The sequence below is a fragment of the Paenibacillus ilasis genome (assembly GCF_043195395.1).
GTDB classification, from domain to species: Bacteria; Bacillota; Bacilli; order Paenibacillales; family Paenibacillaceae; genus Paenibacillus_AQ; species Paenibacillus_AQ lautus.
This window is the reverse complement of sequence record NZ_JBHDJG010000001.1, coordinates 1,019,500-1,036,841: the sequence shown is the minus strand read 5'-3', so window position 1 is coordinate 1,036,841 and position 17,342 is coordinate 1,019,500. Positions and strand designations below refer to the sequence as shown.

The following is a 17,342-nucleotide window of genomic DNA, read 5'->3' as shown; positions in this document are numbered from 1 at the left end:
ATAACCTTTTATACCAACTATTCCTTAAGAGAACCTACCAGTACGCCTTTCACAAAATATTTTTGAAGGAATGGATACACACAGATGATCGGAGTCGTAATGATAATGACGAAAGTCATCCTCAAGGCTTCCGGCGTTACGCCTCGCAGCTCCATCTGCGCCTCGGTCATGTTTTGAATGGCAGATCCGCTATTTCCCGAGGACGACGTCATCGACTGGAAAGACGCTTCGCTGATCATCTTGTTAAGAAACGTAGCTGCAGGCTGCAGGTTTTCATTCTGTATGAAAAACTGACCGGTAAACCAGTCATTCCACACGCCCACCCCGACAAATAAGGCAATGGTAGCAAGCACCGGCATCGAAAGAGGTAGTATGATTCTTGCAAATACCGACAACTCGCTTGCCCCGTCGATTCGGGCCGACTCCGACAGACCTTCGGGGATCCCGTCGAAGAAGGTTTTCATGATAATTGCATTGAAAAAATTATATAGGGATGGCAGCACCAACACCCAAAACGTATCCAGGATGTGGATTTGCCGGAACAGGATAAACGTCGGAATAAGTCCTCCGCTGAACAACGTCGTAAAGAAAAAGAAGAATACGATATACTTTCTTCCGGGCAAACCTTTCCGCGAAAGTGCGTAGGCTAATAAGGCCGTCAAAAATACGGAGGCAACCGTGACCACAACGGTTCGGGTAATGGAAATATAAAACGAATTCAAGATCAAATGGTTGCTGAAAGCTTTAGCATAGTTTTCTAATGTAAACACTCTAGGAAAAAAATAGATTCCACCCTTCATCGCATCGTAGCCGTCATTGAAAGAAAGGGCTAGAAAATAAATAAATGGATAGAGTGCCGTAGCGCAGAATAAAAGCAGCACCGCATAGTTAAGCGTCATATACATTTTATCTGCTGGCGTCAGCCTTCTCACACCCATACACACACCTCCTTGTCTTCAGTGCTAGCTGATTACCATAACGATACGTTACTCACGCGTCTGGATATATTATTGACAGCAACGATGAGCAGCAGCGAAATCGCAGACTTGAATAAGCCAATGGCCGTGGAATAGGCTAGTTGCCCCTGTTGTAGGCCTGTTTTTAAGACATAGGTGTCCAATATCTCCGAGACGCTTAATGTGGCCGGGGACTGCATCAGCCAGATTTGGTCAAAACCCGCGTTCAGTATTCCGCTGAGGGAGAATATGAGCAATATGCCGATCGTTGGAGTCAGGCATGGAAGCGTGATCTTAAATAGTTTGCTCCATCGACCTGCCCCGTCGATTTCCGCAGCTTCATACAAGTGCGGATCGATATTCGTTAACGCGGCTAAGTAAATGATCGAACCCCAGCCTACACCTTTCCAGATGTCGGAAATGATGACCAATGGATAGAATAATTCCGGCTTTCCCATAAAAAAGATCGGATCCAAACCCATTTGGTAGCGAATGTCATTAATAAGCCCAACGTTCGGAGACAGGATTTTTTGAAGTAAGGTAACGACTACGACCCACGAAACGAAGTGCGGCAGATAGGAAATCGTTTGAAACACTCTTTTGAATTTTTTGTGCATGACGGCATTGAGCATTAAGGCTAGGATCAATGGAGCTGGAAATCCGAAAAAAAGTTTAAGGGCACTAATGGATAACGTATTGCGGAGTACATCGTAAAAACTGGAATCGTTTAAAAACTGTTCGAAATATTTAAAGCCTGCCCACGGACTCCCCAATATTCCCAGATTGAATTTGTAATCTTTGAACGCTATTAAAATGCCGTACATCGGATAGTAAGCAAACACCAGAAACCAGATAAGAGCAGGAAGCAAAAATAAATATATATGCCTGAAATACCATATTTTACTGAGTTTCTTATTCTTCTTTAATTGCTCAAATCCAGGGATAACCACACCCTTTGATACCATTTTCCGAACACCTCCTACATCTTCGTCGTATCGGATTTTTACGAATCCATTCCCGATAGCTTAGGAACAGAGCCAATGCCCATGATTTTCGATGTTTCGACGGTATATAGCGACTGTCTCCCCCTCCTTTATTGCAAGCGGTTTCATATCTATAGTTTAAATATATTCAATATGGTGTTGAAATCATTCCATAATTTCCTCATTTGGATAAAAAGTAATCTTCAGGTCAAAAAGGTTCTGGTGGTTGCATTAATGAATGCATGGGGGGCTGCTTGAAAAGAAAGCGGTTGTTGAGCAAGAGGAGGCTCCTATTCTTTAGGTTATAAATAACGGATTAAGCACCCCTTAATCGCATCCTTCTTTTCAGGCGCTTTATTCCTTGATGAGGGTACATTATATTCAATATATACATATGAAATTGTTGGAAGAGCTTCTGCTGAATTTCTTTATGGATTTGGGACTTATTATGGGGGGGGGGATTTGATGTGAGGAAGTTGTAGTTGACCTAGCAGAAGAGCCCAAACGCCCTCGCTTCGTTCGAATAGAAAGCGCGTCGGACTCGTTATTAGGTTACCTATATATAAGAGAGTAGCGGGTGTTGATATCATGAAGTGGAGAAAACGTTTTTTCCCGTCGTCTCGCCAATCACCAATTCCGGCTCCACTAGGGTTTTAACGAATTTTCCGTGTTGCCCGTCTTCACTGTTAATGACCTCAAGCAGCGTGCAAGCCGCACGGTAACCCATGTCTCGTTCAAACTGTTTAACATGCGTGAACGTGCTGTATCCTTCGATGATGGAAGTCGGATCGTCAAAACTGATGATGGATATGTCCTCAGGCACCTTCAATCCAGCTTGACGCGCCATCTGATAGATTTTCACGCCAAGACTTCCATTTAGCGTAATGTAGGCCGTTGCCATTCGATTTTGAATATAGCGGTATAGGGGATGTGTTTGAGCTTGCACCAAACTTCCGATTTCAAAATCGGTTACGATGTGGGCAGGGTTAATGAGTGATCCCTTTTCCTTGAAGGCATTCATATATCCATCGATCCGCTCTTGAACAGTAACGGTTTGTATGGGCGAATCAGAGCAAATAGCGATATCACGATGCCCCAGCTCCCACAGGTAATTGACAGCCATGTTAACGCCAAGCCTACCGTCTGATGCTATATAATGAGTTTCCACCCCAGGAAGGTAACGGTCGATGAGAACGAACGGAAAACCCGCAAATTTCATGCTTAATATTTCCTCGTTGAATAATTCCTCGTCAACCGGGAAAATCAGTAAGCCTTCCACTCCGATTTTACTGCATGTCTGGATAGCCTCTTTTTCCTTATCTAGGTTGCCCTCTGATAAATAGATAACGCAGCGGTAATCGTTCTCATTTAGTGCTTGCTGAATGCCTTGTATAAGCCTAATGGTAAAGTAGTCATAAATGCTCGGCATAATTAGGCCTATCAACCGTGTCCGCGTTTCTCCGCTAGTTTTATGGATTTGCTTTACGGCACTTTTAGGAGGTGTCATCGGAATTTCATATTCAGGATCGCTTACAAAAGTCCCTTTTCCGGGCACCCTCGTTATGATTCTTTCGTTGACCAATCCGGAGAGGGCATTCACCACCGTAATCTTGCTTACTCCGAAACGCTCCATGAGTTCCTTTTCCGTAGGTATACGGTCACCGATTTTCAATACTTGTGATGTTATCAAGTCGCGTATATACTCTTGAACCATCTGATACAAAGGTATTCTTTCCGTTGGGTTCATCCGAATCACCACATTTCAATCAATATGTTCAATATATACATTACGAAAGACGCCATCGTTTTATTCCATTAGGGTGGAATAAATGCGTCGTGCAGCTGGATGTGAATACCCTTAGACTCTTTGATGGGGAGGGTGGATTTTCTTTTACCTGAGAAAATAGCCCGCCCTGAAAGGGACTTTTTGTATGATCAAAACGACAAATCCCAGTAAACGAGATTAACATCTCCCGGTTTTAATTTGCCCGTTAGCATAACAAAAAGCAGCCGACTGTTCTAACATCGACTGCCTTCTTGTCTTTGTAAGCTATCTTGCATGCCCCTGCACTACCATAAATTCCACATGTGCTTTTAGGTCTGAAAAGAAACCAAGGTAGCCGTGTTCGCAACTCCAATCATCGTTATGATCAATGTGTTCACCATTGCACCGAGCCAAATATTTCCTGTCAATTTGTACAGGCTTCGACTAATCATTGCCGCTGCAAATAACAAGAACATAAAGGGAAGTAAAACCATGGGATAAAGTCTCGTCTCTTGCCAGAATGAGTTACCCGTCATAATGCTATGTCATTCCCTATAAAGAACTCCATACTATCGGCATCGCTCTGCCGGAACCATAAAAAAAGAGATCCCCGCCTTCGCGGAAATCTCCAATGCATTTGAAATGATCATTCATTATTCATTATTTAATGTTTTCTAAACGAAGAGTTCAACTTCCTTACGAACACTTACTATACCCGCAGTTCCCGCACGTCTTGCACCCCTCGATGTTAATCAAGGATGCCCCGCCGCAGGATGGGCACAGATCCAGCGACATGGAGCCCCCGCCTGCGTGTGCGCCATGTCCGCCATATCCAGCAGCTGGCGTTGCCCCGGCTTCGCCTGCATCGACAGGCGCCATCGTGGCTGCGACCGGTGCCGGATCATGGTCATGATCCGCCTCGGCGTTGTTGGCCACATGCGTTTCGAGTGCCTTCGCCACGGCGTCGGCGATGGATTCCACGCGGTTGGCGCCGAAGCCGATCGCGCCGGTGCCGCCGATGCCTTTGAGGTGCTTGATCAGCAGCTCCACCTTATTGCCGTGGTCCCCGTAACGGAGGAACAGGGAGCATACGCGGCCCAAGGCTTCCGCCATCGCGAACACATCCGATCCAGCTTTGCCGACGTTCAGGAAGATTTCGCTTGGAATGCCGTCCAGATCGTTGATCGTAATGTACGCCATACCGAACGGCGTGTTCATTTTATAGGTTGCGCCGCGCAGCACTTGCGGACGCTTCTTGTATTGTTTATCCAGCCCGCTCTTGCTCGGTGAGGCTGTCACGGCCATGCTTGCAGCCGCCGGCTCCACGCTCGCCGCATCCTCAGCGGCTTGGCCTGCCGCGCTTTGCTCCAGCGCCGTTTCCGCGGTAGAAGCTGTCGTCGCTTCGGCGGCTTTGTCTTCTTTTTTCTCCGTCTGCAGCACCTGCACGTCGCGGCTGCCGTCGCGGTAGATCGTTACGCCTTTGCATCCCAGATCGAATGCCAGCTCGTACAGGCGCTTCGTATCTTCCACCGTGAAGTCCGCCGGACAGTTCGCCGTCTTCGAGATGGAGCTGTCCACCCAACGCTGAATCGCCGCTTGCACGCGGATATGATCCTCGGCGGAAAGACTCATCGCCGTGACGTAATAGTCCGGAAGCTCCTCACCCGGATGGCTGTCCAGCCAATCCTGGGCAATTGGGACGAACTGCTCGTCGAAGCCGAGACGGCTTTGACGGAAGTATTTGAAGGCGAAGTACGGCTCGATACCCGTCGACGTTCCGACCATCGTACCCGTGCTGCCTGTCGGTGCTTGGGTGATGACGGTTACGTTGCGTGCACCTTTGTTGCGTACCGCTTCAGCAACTTCTGGATATACCTCGGTCATATTTTTCATGAATCCGCTTTGCAGGTACAGTTCGGCATCGAATGCCTGGAACGAACCCTTCTCCTCGGCAATATCGGCGGATGCAAGATACGCTTCGCGCGCGATGAAGCCATACAGCTTATCCAGGAACTCCAGCGATTCCGGGCTGCCGTAACGGATGTTCAGCTTGATCATCAGCTCGGCCAGACCCATCGTTCCGAGACCCACGCGCCGCTCTTTCTTCTGATTCAATTCGTTTTCTTCAAAATGGTACGGCGTCCGGTCAATGACATTATCCAGGAACCGCACGGAGTAACGCGTCGTTGTCGCCAGCTCTTCCCAGGCAACGTCATGATTCGCTTCATCATAGAACTTCGACAGGTTCATCGCGGACAGGTTGCATACGCCCCAGCCCGGGAGTCCCTGCTCACCGCAAGGGTTCGTACAGATAATCGGGTTGAAATACCAGCTGTTGGACATCTGGTTGTAGTATTCCATGAAGACGACGCCCGGCTCTGCCGATTTCCACGCGGATTCGATAATGGTATGCCAGACCTCGCGTGCTTTTACCGTTTTATATGGAATGATACTGCGTCCAGCTTTCTTCCATTTATCCAGATCGCCGTCCCACAGCTCATCATAATTCGGATCGGTAGTATCCGGGAACACCAGCTCCCAGTCCAGATCTTCCTTTACGGCCTTCATGAAATCGTTGCTGACGCATACCGACAGGTTCGCATTCGTAACTTGTCCCATCGTCTGCTTTACCGTAATGAAATCCTCCACGTCCGGATGCCAATCGTTAATCATCAGCATGAGCGCACCCCGGCGGCTTCCGCCCTGCTCGATCAATCCCGTTGTATAACTGAACAATCCGCCCCACGATACCGCACCGCTGGAAGATCCGTTCACGCCTCTTACAATCGCGCGCCGAGGACGCAGGGAAGACAAGTTAATGCCGACACCGCCGCCGCGTGCCATAATCTCGGTCATCTCGGACAGGGTTTCCATGATACCGCCCCGGCTGTCCTTCGGTGAAGGAATCACGTAGCAGTTGAACAGCGTCAATTCATCGCTTGCACCCGCTCCGGCTGCAATCCGTCCGCCCGGCACCAGCTTCCAATCATCCAGAATCTCGCGGAACTTCCCGCGCCACTCTTCCTGCAGTTCCGGCGTTGCCTCAACCGATGACATGGCGGCCGCGAGTCGATCCCACATTTCTTCCGGCGTTTTCTCGATGGTTAACGTCAGCTTCTCCACATCCGATTCCACAAGCTCGCCCTTCCGTGTCTTCACCGTGACCTTGCGGCCTTCGCGCTTCACGATTTCGCCAACTTCCTTGGTCGGAAATTTAGGATCATCCTTCGTCAGAACGAGCACCACATCGCCTACCTTAGCGTTGTTGGTGTCGGCATCCTTCCAGGCATACCGGTCCAAAAAGATCTTCTCGCTTAAACCTTCCAGCCGCTGATTCTGCATCGTACTCAAGAGCAACTACCTCCTATATAAGATATAAAATTAAAAAGATTCCCCAGTATATGCGCTCACCAACAACATAACCTGTTATGTAGTCGGTCAAACATCAAAAACCACTATATACACCATATATAGTGCTACTAATTCATTATACTACACTATATATAGGTTAACTATGCCGATATTGTGAAAATTAAGCCGACAAATCCAAGCTCCCGCTCGCAAGCTTCCGCTTTCTTCCTCTCGCTCTCTTTTTCGCCATTCCCTATGAAAAAAAAGGATGAAAATATCCAATTCCAGCAGCCGTGCGCCATTCGGGTTATTCCACGCCCTTCCGAATCCGTGCAAGGTTATGAAGACTTCTTTTTTCGTCCATACTACATATACACCGTTGGCCCGGAATCTTTCACAACAGGAGGAGATCGACATGAACCATCAGCCATCTGCCGACTCAGGCATGATTTTCGACCCGCGCCTTCCCGTTCCACTGCAGATCGACCGTTCCTGGTTTGACGATCTCGCCGGTCGACTGGACAAGGGCGGACCTTGGGGTGACTATCGTCTGGCCCAGCTTGCCGTGGAGGGCGAGAAATCGCGTCTCGTTACAAGCTTTGAAGAACTGCAATGCCTCAAGCACCTTGGCGGCTTGTCCCCGCTCCCCCATCAGACCGATACCGCAAGACGCGTCTTGTTCGAGATGTCGGGCAGAGCGATTCTGGCCGATGAGGTGGGACTTGGGAAGACGATTGAAGCCGGCCTTATTTTAAAAGAATACATCGTGCGCGGCCTGGTATCCAAAGTGTTGATTCTGGTTCCGGCTTCCCTTGTGCTGCAATGGGTTCGCGAGCTCAACTCCAAGTTCGGCATTCCCGCGATTGCGCAGAAAAAAGCGTACTCCTGGGGCAATGATATCGTTGTCGCCTCCATGGACACGGCCAAACGCGATCCGCATCAGGAGATTCTGCTGAACGAGGAGTACGATATGCTCATCATCGATGAGGCGCACAAGCTCAAGAACAAGAAAACGTCCAATTATCAATTCATTCAAAAGCTGCGCAAAAAATACTGCCTCTTGCTGACGGCCACGCCGGTGCAGAACGATCTCAGTGAGCTCTTCAATCTGATCACCCTGCTGAAGCCGGGTCAGCTCGGAGGCCAAGGGCAGTTTGCCGCTAATTTTGTTGTCGATAAACGAAGACCCAAGAACCAGGATCAGCTCAAGGATGAGCTGTCCAAGGTCATGATCCGTAACCGCCGCGGCGAAGGCGAAGTGAAATTCACCAAGCGATCCGTCCGCAATGTAGGGCTTAGCCTCTCGCCCGAAGAACAGTCATTATACGACGGCGTCACGTCCTTCGTCAAAGATCAGTATCAGGCAGCAGGGGGAAATTTAAGCAGTATGCTGTCCCTCGTTACCCTCCAGCGTGAAGTGTGCAGCAGCCGCGATGCCGTCTTCGTGACTCTTGTTAATCTGTCCAAGAAGCTGCCGGAGGACTCGCCGCTGCGCGATAAAATCTGGGAGCTGGTCTATCTCATCAAGGCCATCAAAGCCAACACCAAGGCGGAAAAAGCCATTGAGCTGATCCAGCAAATGAACGAGAAGGTCATTGTATTTACGGAATACCGCGCCACGCAGGAATACTTGCTCAATTATTTCCGCGATCACGGACTGATCTCCGTACCGTACCGGGGCGGCATGAACCGCGGCAAGAAGGACTGGATGATGGACCTCTTCCGGGGCAAGGCGCAGGTCATGATTGCGACGGAAGCCGGGGGTGAAGGCATCAATCTGCAATTCTGCCACCATATGATCAACTTTGATCTGCCCTGGAATCCCATGCGGGTCGAGCAGCGGATCGGACGTGTGCATCGTCTCGGCCAGACCAATGACGTGAAGATCTACAACCTGTCCACGTCGGGAACCATTGAAGAGCATATCCTGAATCTGCTGCACGAGAAAATCAACATGTTCGAGATGGTCATCGGCGGACTGGACGTCATCCTGGAGCGGTTCGAGAAGAAGGAATCCATCGAGAAGAGCCTGTACAAAATCATGCTGGAGTCCGGCAACGATGATGAAATTCGCCAGCGCATCAGTACACTGGGTGACTCGATTCACCATATTAAACAGGATATCGAGCAAGGAAGCATCGTCGAAGAAAATCTGAGAGAGGAAGAGGCCTAATATGACCATGACGCCGCAGGAGGTGCAGCAGCACTTCATGGCCTATTTGGAAGCCACCGAATGCACCGTCATTGAAAAATCGCCTGAGCACGTCACCGTGAAACTGTCGCCGCAAGCTGACAAAATGCTCACCAACCGCCCGTATTACTGGGGCTTCGTGGAACGTACCGGCGCTCCCGCCGAAACGTTGTCGTTCAATTTCGTGTTTGATCCGGAAAAATACGACGAACGGCTGGCAAAGACCAAAGAAGCCGAAACCAAAGTGCAGCTCGCTGCGCCTGCGCAGGATCCACTCCTGGCCCGCTTTTATGGGAATGCCCCGGTGCTGCCTATCCTTGGTCCCGGCCGCATTCAGCGGGAGAACATCGGCTACGGCAGCAGCCGGCTCGCACAGATCTGGAATGCTTCCCGGGAGGAAGGCAAATGCGTCTATCTGTTCCAGCAGCGCGAGACCGAGCCGCGTCCGCGAGCCCGTTCCACTCCGTATGAGCAGTGGCTGGGCGTCTGTTTCAAGGTGGAGTTCAGCTGTGATCTGAAGCGGGAGGAATTGTTTTTTCTCGGCATCTCACTATCCAGCCGTTCGATCGCCCAAGACTTCCCGGCGGTCCTGAATGGACGCGAACTGACGCCCCGCTTGCCGGAGAGCGTTCATGTCCGCCCGGCTGCGCTCACCTTGCAGCAGGCCGTAGATGCGCTGGAGAACCATCTCATCGACAAGCTAAGCAAGCTCGACTATGACTGGGCCACAAAAGCAAGAGAACGTCTTGAAGATGAACTGTTGGTCATCGACAGCTATTACGAGGACCTGCTCAAGGAGCAGGACGAAGAGAAAAAAGCGCTTATCGAGGAGCAATATAAGAACCGCCGGTCCGAAATGCAGTGGCAGTACGAGCCGAAAGTGAGCTTGTCCGTCATAACCTGCGGTCTATTTCATCTATGTTCGCCTGTGGGTGCGTCATCATGACGCCCCTCTACAAAAGCAGGCAAAAAAAGAACCATTCTCCCTTCTCCTGCCGCGACAGCTTGCAACAGCCTTTGCAGAGCTTGTCCGATATGATGATTCCATCACATCCATGGCGTGTAGGGCCAAGGAAAGGCGGTTAATGATTTGAAACGGTGGAACATGAAACTTCATAACCATAATGACAAGGATTTTAAGCCCAGATCACCCTATAATAAGCAGTTGAGCCGATATCGAATGTTGTCTGTCTCCGTTATCGTAACGACCATCCTGTCGTTCAGCACGGTCCAGCCGCAGGCAAGCATAGCTGCTGCAAGCCAAGCCGATGTTTCCAATTCTGCGGATAGCCTTAGTCTGACAGGCACTCCGTTTACAGCGGATCATCATATATTAGGCATTTCAGGTGTTAATCCGAACAAAGCCGTGGCTCAGGTGCCCGGGAGTTTGATGGACTTTGCTGAGGAGACCGTCGCTCAATTATCGGCCCATGCGCCATTTACGACCTGGGACGAAGCAAAACTCGAATTCACCCCGCTCGGTCCGGGCACGCACGGCTGGCTGGTCACGATTTCCGCTGAAGGACTGCCGCAAGGATACATGATTATCAGTGCAGGAGAAGAGGGTGGATATATCCTAAGTGAATACGGGATCGGCTCGACCCTTCCCTACAGCCAAGCTCCGCTGAAAGAGCGGCTCGCTGCGGAAGGTCTTATGAAGGCCGGAGGATCATTGCCTCAAGGGAGCATCGTGCGTAAGCTGTATGAAGTATCCCCTGTCTGGCAGGTCCAGCTCCCCGGCAAAAAGCCGGTCTATTTTAGTGCACTGAACAGCGAAGCGCTCCCGGATGAGCCTCAGAAGACACAAACAAAGACTAAGCCGGCATCCATATCCCTGCCTGCCGCAGCCAAAGGACTCGTGGCTTCATCCACGTCGAATCGTTGGTTTGCCGGAACGCCGTCCATCGCATCCGGGGACTCTCTTGATCCTTACGATAATCTGCTGTGGCTGACCTCAAGCAATCTAACGGCCCGAAGCAGCGCCGATCTGCGGAATTTACTGCAGGAGCACTCCACCCTGATATTCAAGTCCAAAAAAGGCAATGCCGCTTACGGCGCACCTTTTAACTTAACCGGCTGGCATCGCTGGTCATCGGGGAATCAGGAGAACCCGGCTGCGCTATATGTTTCGGTTCCCTTGCGGAATACGGACACCCTCCGTTTCCTGCCGGCATCCCGGTTAATCGGGCAGGGACAATTTTATGCTCAGCCGGAAGAATACGGCTTCGGCAGCTAACAAGCGATTTACGAATATCATACGCCATCCCATACAACAGCCCTCATTCCTGCAAAATATGCCATAAATGACAAAAGGACGCGGCCCTTTCACAGGGCAGCGTCCTTTATGATTTCACGGCGTTTTACAACATGTTCACCCACATGGGTCGACAGCCATCCAGGAGCTTGGTCGCCCCAAACCGGAGATCGTGCGCACATGAAGCAACTCGCACGATGTACAAAATGCGGATTCATAATAACATGCAGCAGCAGCTACTTTGTCTTTTTTTTGCGTTTGGCGGTTACATCCTCTTTCCACAGCGACATGGAGAGCGGAATCATGCCGAACCATCTTGTGGTCCAGGATTCCTTCACCTTCGCCTGGCGCCGAACGTCCTTAGGCGTATCTATATAATGAACCACGCGTTCGGTAATGTACTTGATCAATTCATCTCCGCTAGCCATACGAATCAACTCCTTATGGTTTTTCCACATCCCAGTATCAGTTTGCTCCATTTCGATCGATTCTAGACGCACGCACTTGAACAGCATGATTTTTCCGCCAAATGCACATTCTAAAAAAGCCGAAAATTTTACGTGAAAGAAGGGAGCCAACATGATTAAGACAGCCATGGTATGGATGCTTCTCTTTACACTGGCACTCCCGAGTTCTGTTATGGAAGCCTATCCAGTGAAGGAGCAAGCCATGACGCGCCCCGCGCATGCCGTTCATCCCATCCCCATATCGACAACAAGGCTACTGACCGAAACGCCGGAATCCACCCACTCTTCAGGGCAGGAGATCGACCAGTCAGAACTAAGGCAGCTGCACCCTTTTGCCCATGATGTCATTATGATCGATGTGGGGCATGGCGGAATCGATGGAGGAACGTCGTATGGAGACATTCTCGAAAAGGATATCAACCTGGCCATTTCGCGCAGACTGTTCATGCTGCTTCGCAAGGAAGGTTATCATGCCGTCCTGAACCGCGATGCCGATTACGCGCTTAGCGACGACAACCGTTGGCATCGAAGCTCCTCGAGACATCGCCGCGATCTGTCGCAGCGCAAGCAGCTCAGCAGTGAAATCCCGACCAAGCTGGTGGTCAGCATTCATGTGAATTGGGGAAAGAACTCGTCCAAGCGCGGAGGCATCGTTCTGCATCAATCCGAGGGACGCAGCACGCTGCTTGCGGACACCATACAAGAGCAGTTGAATCTGGTTTACCGTAACAACAATCACATCATGGTAGGTAAACCATATTATCTGCTGAATCAAACCAAAGTACCCGCCGTCATTGTCGAAACCGGCTTTCTCAGCAATATGGAGGACCGGACATTATTAACCGGCCGTAACGGTCAAATGCAGATCGCCGAGGCCATTGCCGACGGGATTATCAGTTATTTAACAGCCCTGTAGTTAGGGGCTGTTTTTTTGCTATATAGACCTGCCTGCTCAATAATTAGGTCTATCAGCCTTATATTATGTAACTTTAATTAACATCAATATGAAATATGTATCATTTTTTTTGAAATTATGATAGAAATTTCGGGATATTATGATAGTATAACTAACATATAGAAAGATAGATTACTCAAATAGGAATTGGGGGAGATCGCGATGTTGGACTGGCTTGGCTATCGCCAGGGACTTCCGCTCTGGATTTCATGGCGTCTGAATCGTAATTTGAAGAACGATGTTGAAGACATATTCGAAGGTATTGCCGAAACGCGTAAAGAACTGCTGTTCACTTGGAGTTATGAGTATTGGGGACATCTGGAACGACTGAAGGAGCAGCTGAACAAGGATAACCCCCATGATTCGCAAGTCGGCAGCGAACGTCCTCGCCCTTTGTCTTCAGACACCCGGTTGAATCAGGAACAGCTCTTCTCTGCCTTGTATTCGCGCGCTACCGACTTTACGGAATTATTCTTGTTGAACCCCTCTGGTGAAGTCACGTACTCTACATATGCTTCACACATTGGAGCCAGCTATAGCAACAGCAGCCCTCTGGGCCAAGCGATCACCTATCTTACCGGTTCAGACACCGGCAAATTGCTCTTTGGGCCATATGCCGACCCCATCACGTTGACCATTGGCCCGCGATCCTCTACCTTTCACGACAAAATGACGCTTCTGTTCATGAATGCCATCTACACGAACGGCACGTTTGCCGGCATCCTGTGCGGCCGTGTGCCGAATGACGTGATCGGAGATTTAATCCAGCGGGAATCCGGCCACGTTTACCCTGATTCCGGCGACAACTACATTTTCATGGCCAGGCCCGAAATGAATCATCACATCGCTCCCGGAACCGCTCTTTCCAGAAGCAGGTTTGAAGATCGAACCTTTACTCATGGCGAGAACCTGAAGGACGGTGTTACCACCGATTGGGGAACCGTTTCCGTTAAAGAGCATACCGAGCTTGAGCTTATCTTCACCGATCCGGCGACGGGTCAGCTGCACCCGGGAGTAGCCAATACCATTGCGAACGGAAGCAATCTGTTCGTGGTCTTTCCGGGATATTCCGATTACCGCCACATTTCCGTGATCGGCAAAGGCGTCACGTTCCGCTTGCCCCATTGTCCGGATGTTTGGGGAATGATGTGCGAAGGAGATTTGGAAGAGGTTTACCGCATTCGCAGCATTCGCTTTAGACACGCTAAGCTCCATGGCGGATCCACCCTTTTGTCCAGTATTCTGATCGCTCTCATTGTTTATGTTACTGCTGCTTATGGGTCACCCGCATTCGCCGCAATTGTAGGAGGATTCGCCTGCTTGGTCACTGGCCTTCTTACCTCTTCCCTGGTCGGCCGTAAAGAAATCGGGCGCTTCGCGGATCGTCTTCGCAGCCTCAGCCGGTTCATCCGCATGAATGCCGAAGGCAGCGGCGATTTGACGCAGCGGCTGGATATTCACCGATTCGATCAGGACGAAACGCGCGAATTAGCCAAATGGATCAATAATATGATCGACTCCCTGGAAAGCATCATGATGCAGGTGAAATTAACGGCAGGGGATGTTTCCGCCAGCCAACAGGTCATGAATGACACAACGGCCGTCACCGTTACTTCCGCACAGCGTGTCAGCGGCAACATTAGCGAGATGATTCGCAGCATGCGCAGCCAGCTGCAGGATATCGATGCGGTGAAGGAAAGCGCGGAACAGATGCGGGAGACCCTACGCCAGCTGGAACGGCAAGCGAATCAACAGATTGATGTAGCCAAGAATGAAGTGGTCCGTATCGGAGACAAGATGTCCCATATCTCCTCAAAAGTCGAGGAAACGAATCAGACGATCCGTAATTTCATGGGAACCGTTCAGGAGGTCACGGGCGTGCTGCACGCCATCGAGCAAATATCCTCCCAAACCCATTTACTGGCCCTGAATGCTTCGATTGAGGCGGCGCGGGTCGGAGAACACGGACAAGGATTTGCCGTGGTTGCTAGCGAAATCCGGAAGCTGTCCGAACTGACCAGACAGTCCACGGAAGAGGTCCATCAAATTATCAGCCATATCTATAAAGACGCCCAGCAAGCCGTGCTATCGATGAAGGAAGGAACCAAGGTCGTGCAAGAAGGGAATCTGCTGGTTTCCGCCGCCTCCGAACTGCTCGCCGCCGCTGCCGAGGATGATCTGCGAAAGCATCAGGCTGTTGATAAAGTGGTACAGCTCATGGAGAAAATTGCATCGGTCAGCAAGGAGAACCGGAAGATTTCCAAGGATGTGGAGAGCAAGGTACAGGAGCTTACACAGGAAATCGAAAGCGTAAGGTACACTTCCGGTAATGTTGAAGTTATTGCAAAATCCATGCAGCAGCTGGTAGGACAATTCAAGCTCACCGATTCCCGTATCCGATAAATTGAATGCACCTCAATATAAGTACAGCCTTCCATACAGGGATCCGAATCACCGGGGGCTTGTATGGAAGGCTATTGTTTTTTATGGCCGTGCAGGGAGTGGGCTGACCATTGTCCGATAACCTTTGTACCGTCCAGTTACTCACAAGATGCCATTACATTGCCATCGGTTCTGCTATTGCGCTAATGCGCACGAAGCGGATCAGGCCTCCAGCTTGAATGCTCTCTGACCAGATCGCTGATACCGACAAACTCCACCTTTGTCTGCAGTTTCGGAATGGTTCCTTTCAGTGCTTCTGCCGTTCGCGTTCCATATTTGCCGACATGGCCAATGGCAATGCAGGATGTTCTCTCTTCCGCATGCTGTGCCGCAGTCTGCAGCTGCTTACTCACGTGCTGAACGGTATGAACATCATCCAGGAATATGTCATTGGCGATGGACGGCATCCCCTTCTCCGCTGCCAATTTGCCAACCACGCTGCGGTAGTTTGTCTTGCTGTCGATAAAGAACAACCCTCTCTCCCTGCATACTTCGAGTACAATGGACATGACCCGCTCATCCCCGGTAACCTTGGAGCCCATATGATTATTAATCCCTACGGCGTAAGGGACCGAATCGATTGCCTCTTCCATGCGTTTACGAATCTCCTCATCGGTGAGCGAACTCAGAATGGCACCCGGTCCAAGCCAGGAAGATCGTCCTTGCTTAGGCTCCATGGGCATATGGATAATGACGTCATGGCCTTGACGATGCGCGGCTTCGGCGTCCTTCACGCTTGTCGACAAAAAAGGCATCACGGCGACCGTAATCTTGACAGGCAGATTGAGCATTTCCTGAGTCCCTTTCTGATCATTGCCAAAATCATCGATGATGACGGCTAACTTTTTAACTTTCGCTTCCTGACCATGCCTGCTGCTCCCGGATTCTTTGTGCATTTCTTTTGTTTCTTGATGATGAGGATCTGCCGCTGGGATCCTCATCACTCCCGCCCCATATCCGATCTGGCCTGCGTTTACGAGGATCCATATCACACACAGCAAGATAGCCGATTTTTTATATACGTTCCGCATGGTTACTCCCCTTTCCATTCATTTTCATGCTAATCACACCTAACCGTATTGTTTGAGAAAAGGTTTGCAAATATGTAAGCAAGGTGCATTCAGCATAGACACACAACCTTTTTACTAAGAAATAAAAACAAGACACTTCCCGTCGCCGGAAAACGTCTTGTTTCATATTCCTTATTGATTCGGTTCAGCTCCCCTTCAAAAAGTAAAAAGCATCGTCATTCAGGAATCCCCCGCTCCCGCAATGACCTGCAGCGCATTTCCGACGGATTGCAGAAGATTGCCGGCCACCGTCAGATCGTTGGCTTTCTTATTCGCAGCCGTGCCCCGCAGCTCCGCGGTAATTTTAGCCTGAGCGGCGTTGGCTATCGACTGCATCGCATTTCCAAGGATGGAGAGCCGTTGACCTTCATCCTGCTGCTTCCTTCTTTTGGACAGCATTTTCGTTTGACCAAGCGCGGCAATATTCGTCCCCAATGCTTGCAGCCAAGCATAGGCCGCGAGCTGCTCCTGAGGATCCAATGACTTAGCTGGCAAGGCAATCCCTTCTTTCAACTATCCATATATTTCATTATTTAATATAATACGCGCATCATTTATTTTGGTTAAAGTCTTACATCCCGCCCCTTCCAAATCTAAACACAAAAAAAGCTCGTAAACTGCTAAAAAGCAAGTTTACGAGCTTCTTCAGAAGAATGCGGTCGAGAGGACTCGAACCTCCACGGGGGTTAGCCCACACGGACCTGAACCGTGCGCGTCTGCCAATTCCGCCACGACCGCGTATCATGTTCATCGCTTATAGGAGACAAGTCCTTATCAGCGGCGACAAGATATATAATATCACGCCATGTGAATCGAGTCAACATTTTTTTTGAACTTGATTAAAAACCTGTTTTTCGGTTAAAATAAGAACATAAGTTCTCATTCAATAACCATTTTCTATATAAAGG

The 17,342-nt window shown here is 49.9% G+C and carries 13 protein-coding genes and 1 tRNA gene; 5 read left to right on the top strand and 9 right to left on the bottom strand.

The window, feature by feature from the left end:
• Window positions 1-17: 17 nt before the first annotated feature.
• The 5 genes from ACETK5_RS04955 to ACETK5_RS04935 all read right to left on the bottom strand — a co-directional run bounded on the left by ACETK5_RS04955 (window position 18) and on the right by ACETK5_RS04935 (window position 7,046).
• Window positions 18-938 carry a carbohydrate ABC transporter permease gene (locus ACETK5_RS04955; RefSeq protein WP_100538438.1) on the bottom strand — a complete coding sequence of 307 codons (921 nt, stop codon included), beginning with the start codon at window positions 936-938 and terminating at the stop codon, window positions 18-20.
• A 32-nt stretch (window positions 939-970) separates the two neighbouring features.
• Window positions 971-1,921 carry an ABC transporter permease gene (locus ACETK5_RS04950; protein WP_326119002.1) on the bottom strand — a complete coding sequence of 317 codons (951 nt, stop codon included), beginning with the start codon at window positions 1,919-1,921 and terminating at the stop codon, window positions 971-973.
• A 604-nt stretch (window positions 1,922-2,525) separates the two neighbouring features.
• Window positions 2,526-3,686, bottom strand: a complete 1,161-nt coding sequence (locus ACETK5_RS04945) for a GntR family transcriptional regulator (RefSeq protein WP_394054406.1) — start codon at window positions 3,684-3,686, stop codon at window positions 2,526-2,528.
• Between the two features lie 347 nt (window positions 3,687-4,033).
• Window positions 4,034-4,180 (bottom strand): hypothetical protein, encoded by a 147-nt coding sequence (locus ACETK5_RS04940; RefSeq protein ID WP_394054405.1) that lies wholly within the window; start codon window positions 4,178-4,180, stop codon window positions 4,034-4,036.
• A gap of 220 nt (window positions 4,181-4,400) precedes the next feature.
• Window positions 4,401-7,046: an adenosylcobalamin-dependent ribonucleoside-diphosphate reductase gene (locus tag ACETK5_RS04935; protein WP_394057328.1), complete on the bottom strand. Its 2,646-nt coding sequence runs from the start codon at window positions 7,044-7,046 to the stop codon at window positions 4,401-4,403.
• A gap of 424 nt (window positions 7,047-7,470) precedes the next feature.
• On the opposite strand from ACETK5_RS04935, the gene ACETK5_RS04930 reads away from it, so the two are divergent.
• The 3 genes from ACETK5_RS04930 to ACETK5_RS04920 all read left to right on the top strand — a co-directional run bounded on the left by ACETK5_RS04930 (window position 7,471) and on the right by ACETK5_RS04920 (window position 11,482).
• The gene (locus tag ACETK5_RS04930; protein WP_100538445.1) at window positions 7,471-9,228 is read left to right on the top strand and encodes a DEAD/DEAH box helicase; all 1,758 of its coding nucleotides are present in this window, start codon (window positions 7,471-7,473) and stop codon (window positions 9,226-9,228) included.
• Window position 9,229: 1 nt separating this feature from the next.
• Window positions 9,230-10,192 carry a YqhG family protein gene (locus ACETK5_RS04925; protein ID WP_394054404.1) on the top strand — a complete coding sequence of 321 codons (963 nt, stop codon included), beginning with the start codon at window positions 9,230-9,232 and terminating at the stop codon, window positions 10,190-10,192.
• A gap of 159 nt (window positions 10,193-10,351) precedes the next feature.
• Complete coding sequence (locus ACETK5_RS04920) at window positions 10,352-11,482, top strand: hypothetical protein (RefSeq protein ID WP_394054403.1); 1,131 nt, start codon at window positions 10,352-10,354, stop codon at window positions 11,480-11,482.
• Window positions 11,483-11,736: 254 nt separating this feature from the next.
• On the opposite strand, the gene ACETK5_RS04915 is transcribed toward ACETK5_RS04920, so the two are convergent.
• Window positions 11,737-11,928 carry a YqzE family protein gene (locus ACETK5_RS04915; protein ID WP_326114098.1) on the bottom strand — a complete coding sequence of 64 codons (192 nt, stop codon included), beginning with the start codon at window positions 11,926-11,928 and terminating at the stop codon, window positions 11,737-11,739.
• 151 nt (window positions 11,929-12,079) lie between these two features.
• Between ACETK5_RS04915 and ACETK5_RS04910 the strand changes: the two genes are divergently transcribed.
• Window positions 12,080-12,883, top strand: coding sequence for an N-acetylmuramoyl-L-alanine amidase (locus ACETK5_RS04910; RefSeq protein ID WP_243390801.1), 804 nt, complete (start codon window positions 12,080-12,082; stop codon window positions 12,881-12,883).
• Window positions 12,884-13,084: 201 nt separating this feature from the next.
• Entirely contained in the window at window positions 13,085-15,325 is a 2,241-nt protein-coding gene (locus tag ACETK5_RS04905; protein WP_326113850.1) for a methyl-accepting chemotaxis protein, read from the top strand.
• A 182-nt stretch (window positions 15,326-15,507) separates the two neighbouring features.
• Here ACETK5_RS04905 and ACETK5_RS04900 read toward each other — a convergent pair whose 3' ends face one another.
• From ACETK5_RS04900 to ACETK5_RS04890, 3 genes are all read right to left on the bottom strand, one after another.
• A complete protein-coding gene (locus ACETK5_RS04900; protein WP_326113849.1) occupies window positions 15,508-16,395 on the bottom strand; it encodes a divergent polysaccharide deacetylase family protein in 888 nt (295 codons plus the stop codon).
• A gap of 219 nt (window positions 16,396-16,614) precedes the next feature.
• Entirely contained in the window at window positions 16,615-16,929 is a 315-nt protein-coding gene (locus ACETK5_RS04895) for a DUF6944 family repetitive protein (RefSeq protein WP_394054402.1), read from the bottom strand.
• Between the two features lie 159 nt (window positions 16,930-17,088).
• Window positions 17,089-17,172, bottom strand: a tRNA-Leu gene (locus ACETK5_RS04890).
• Window positions 17,173-17,342 lie beyond the last annotated feature (170 nt).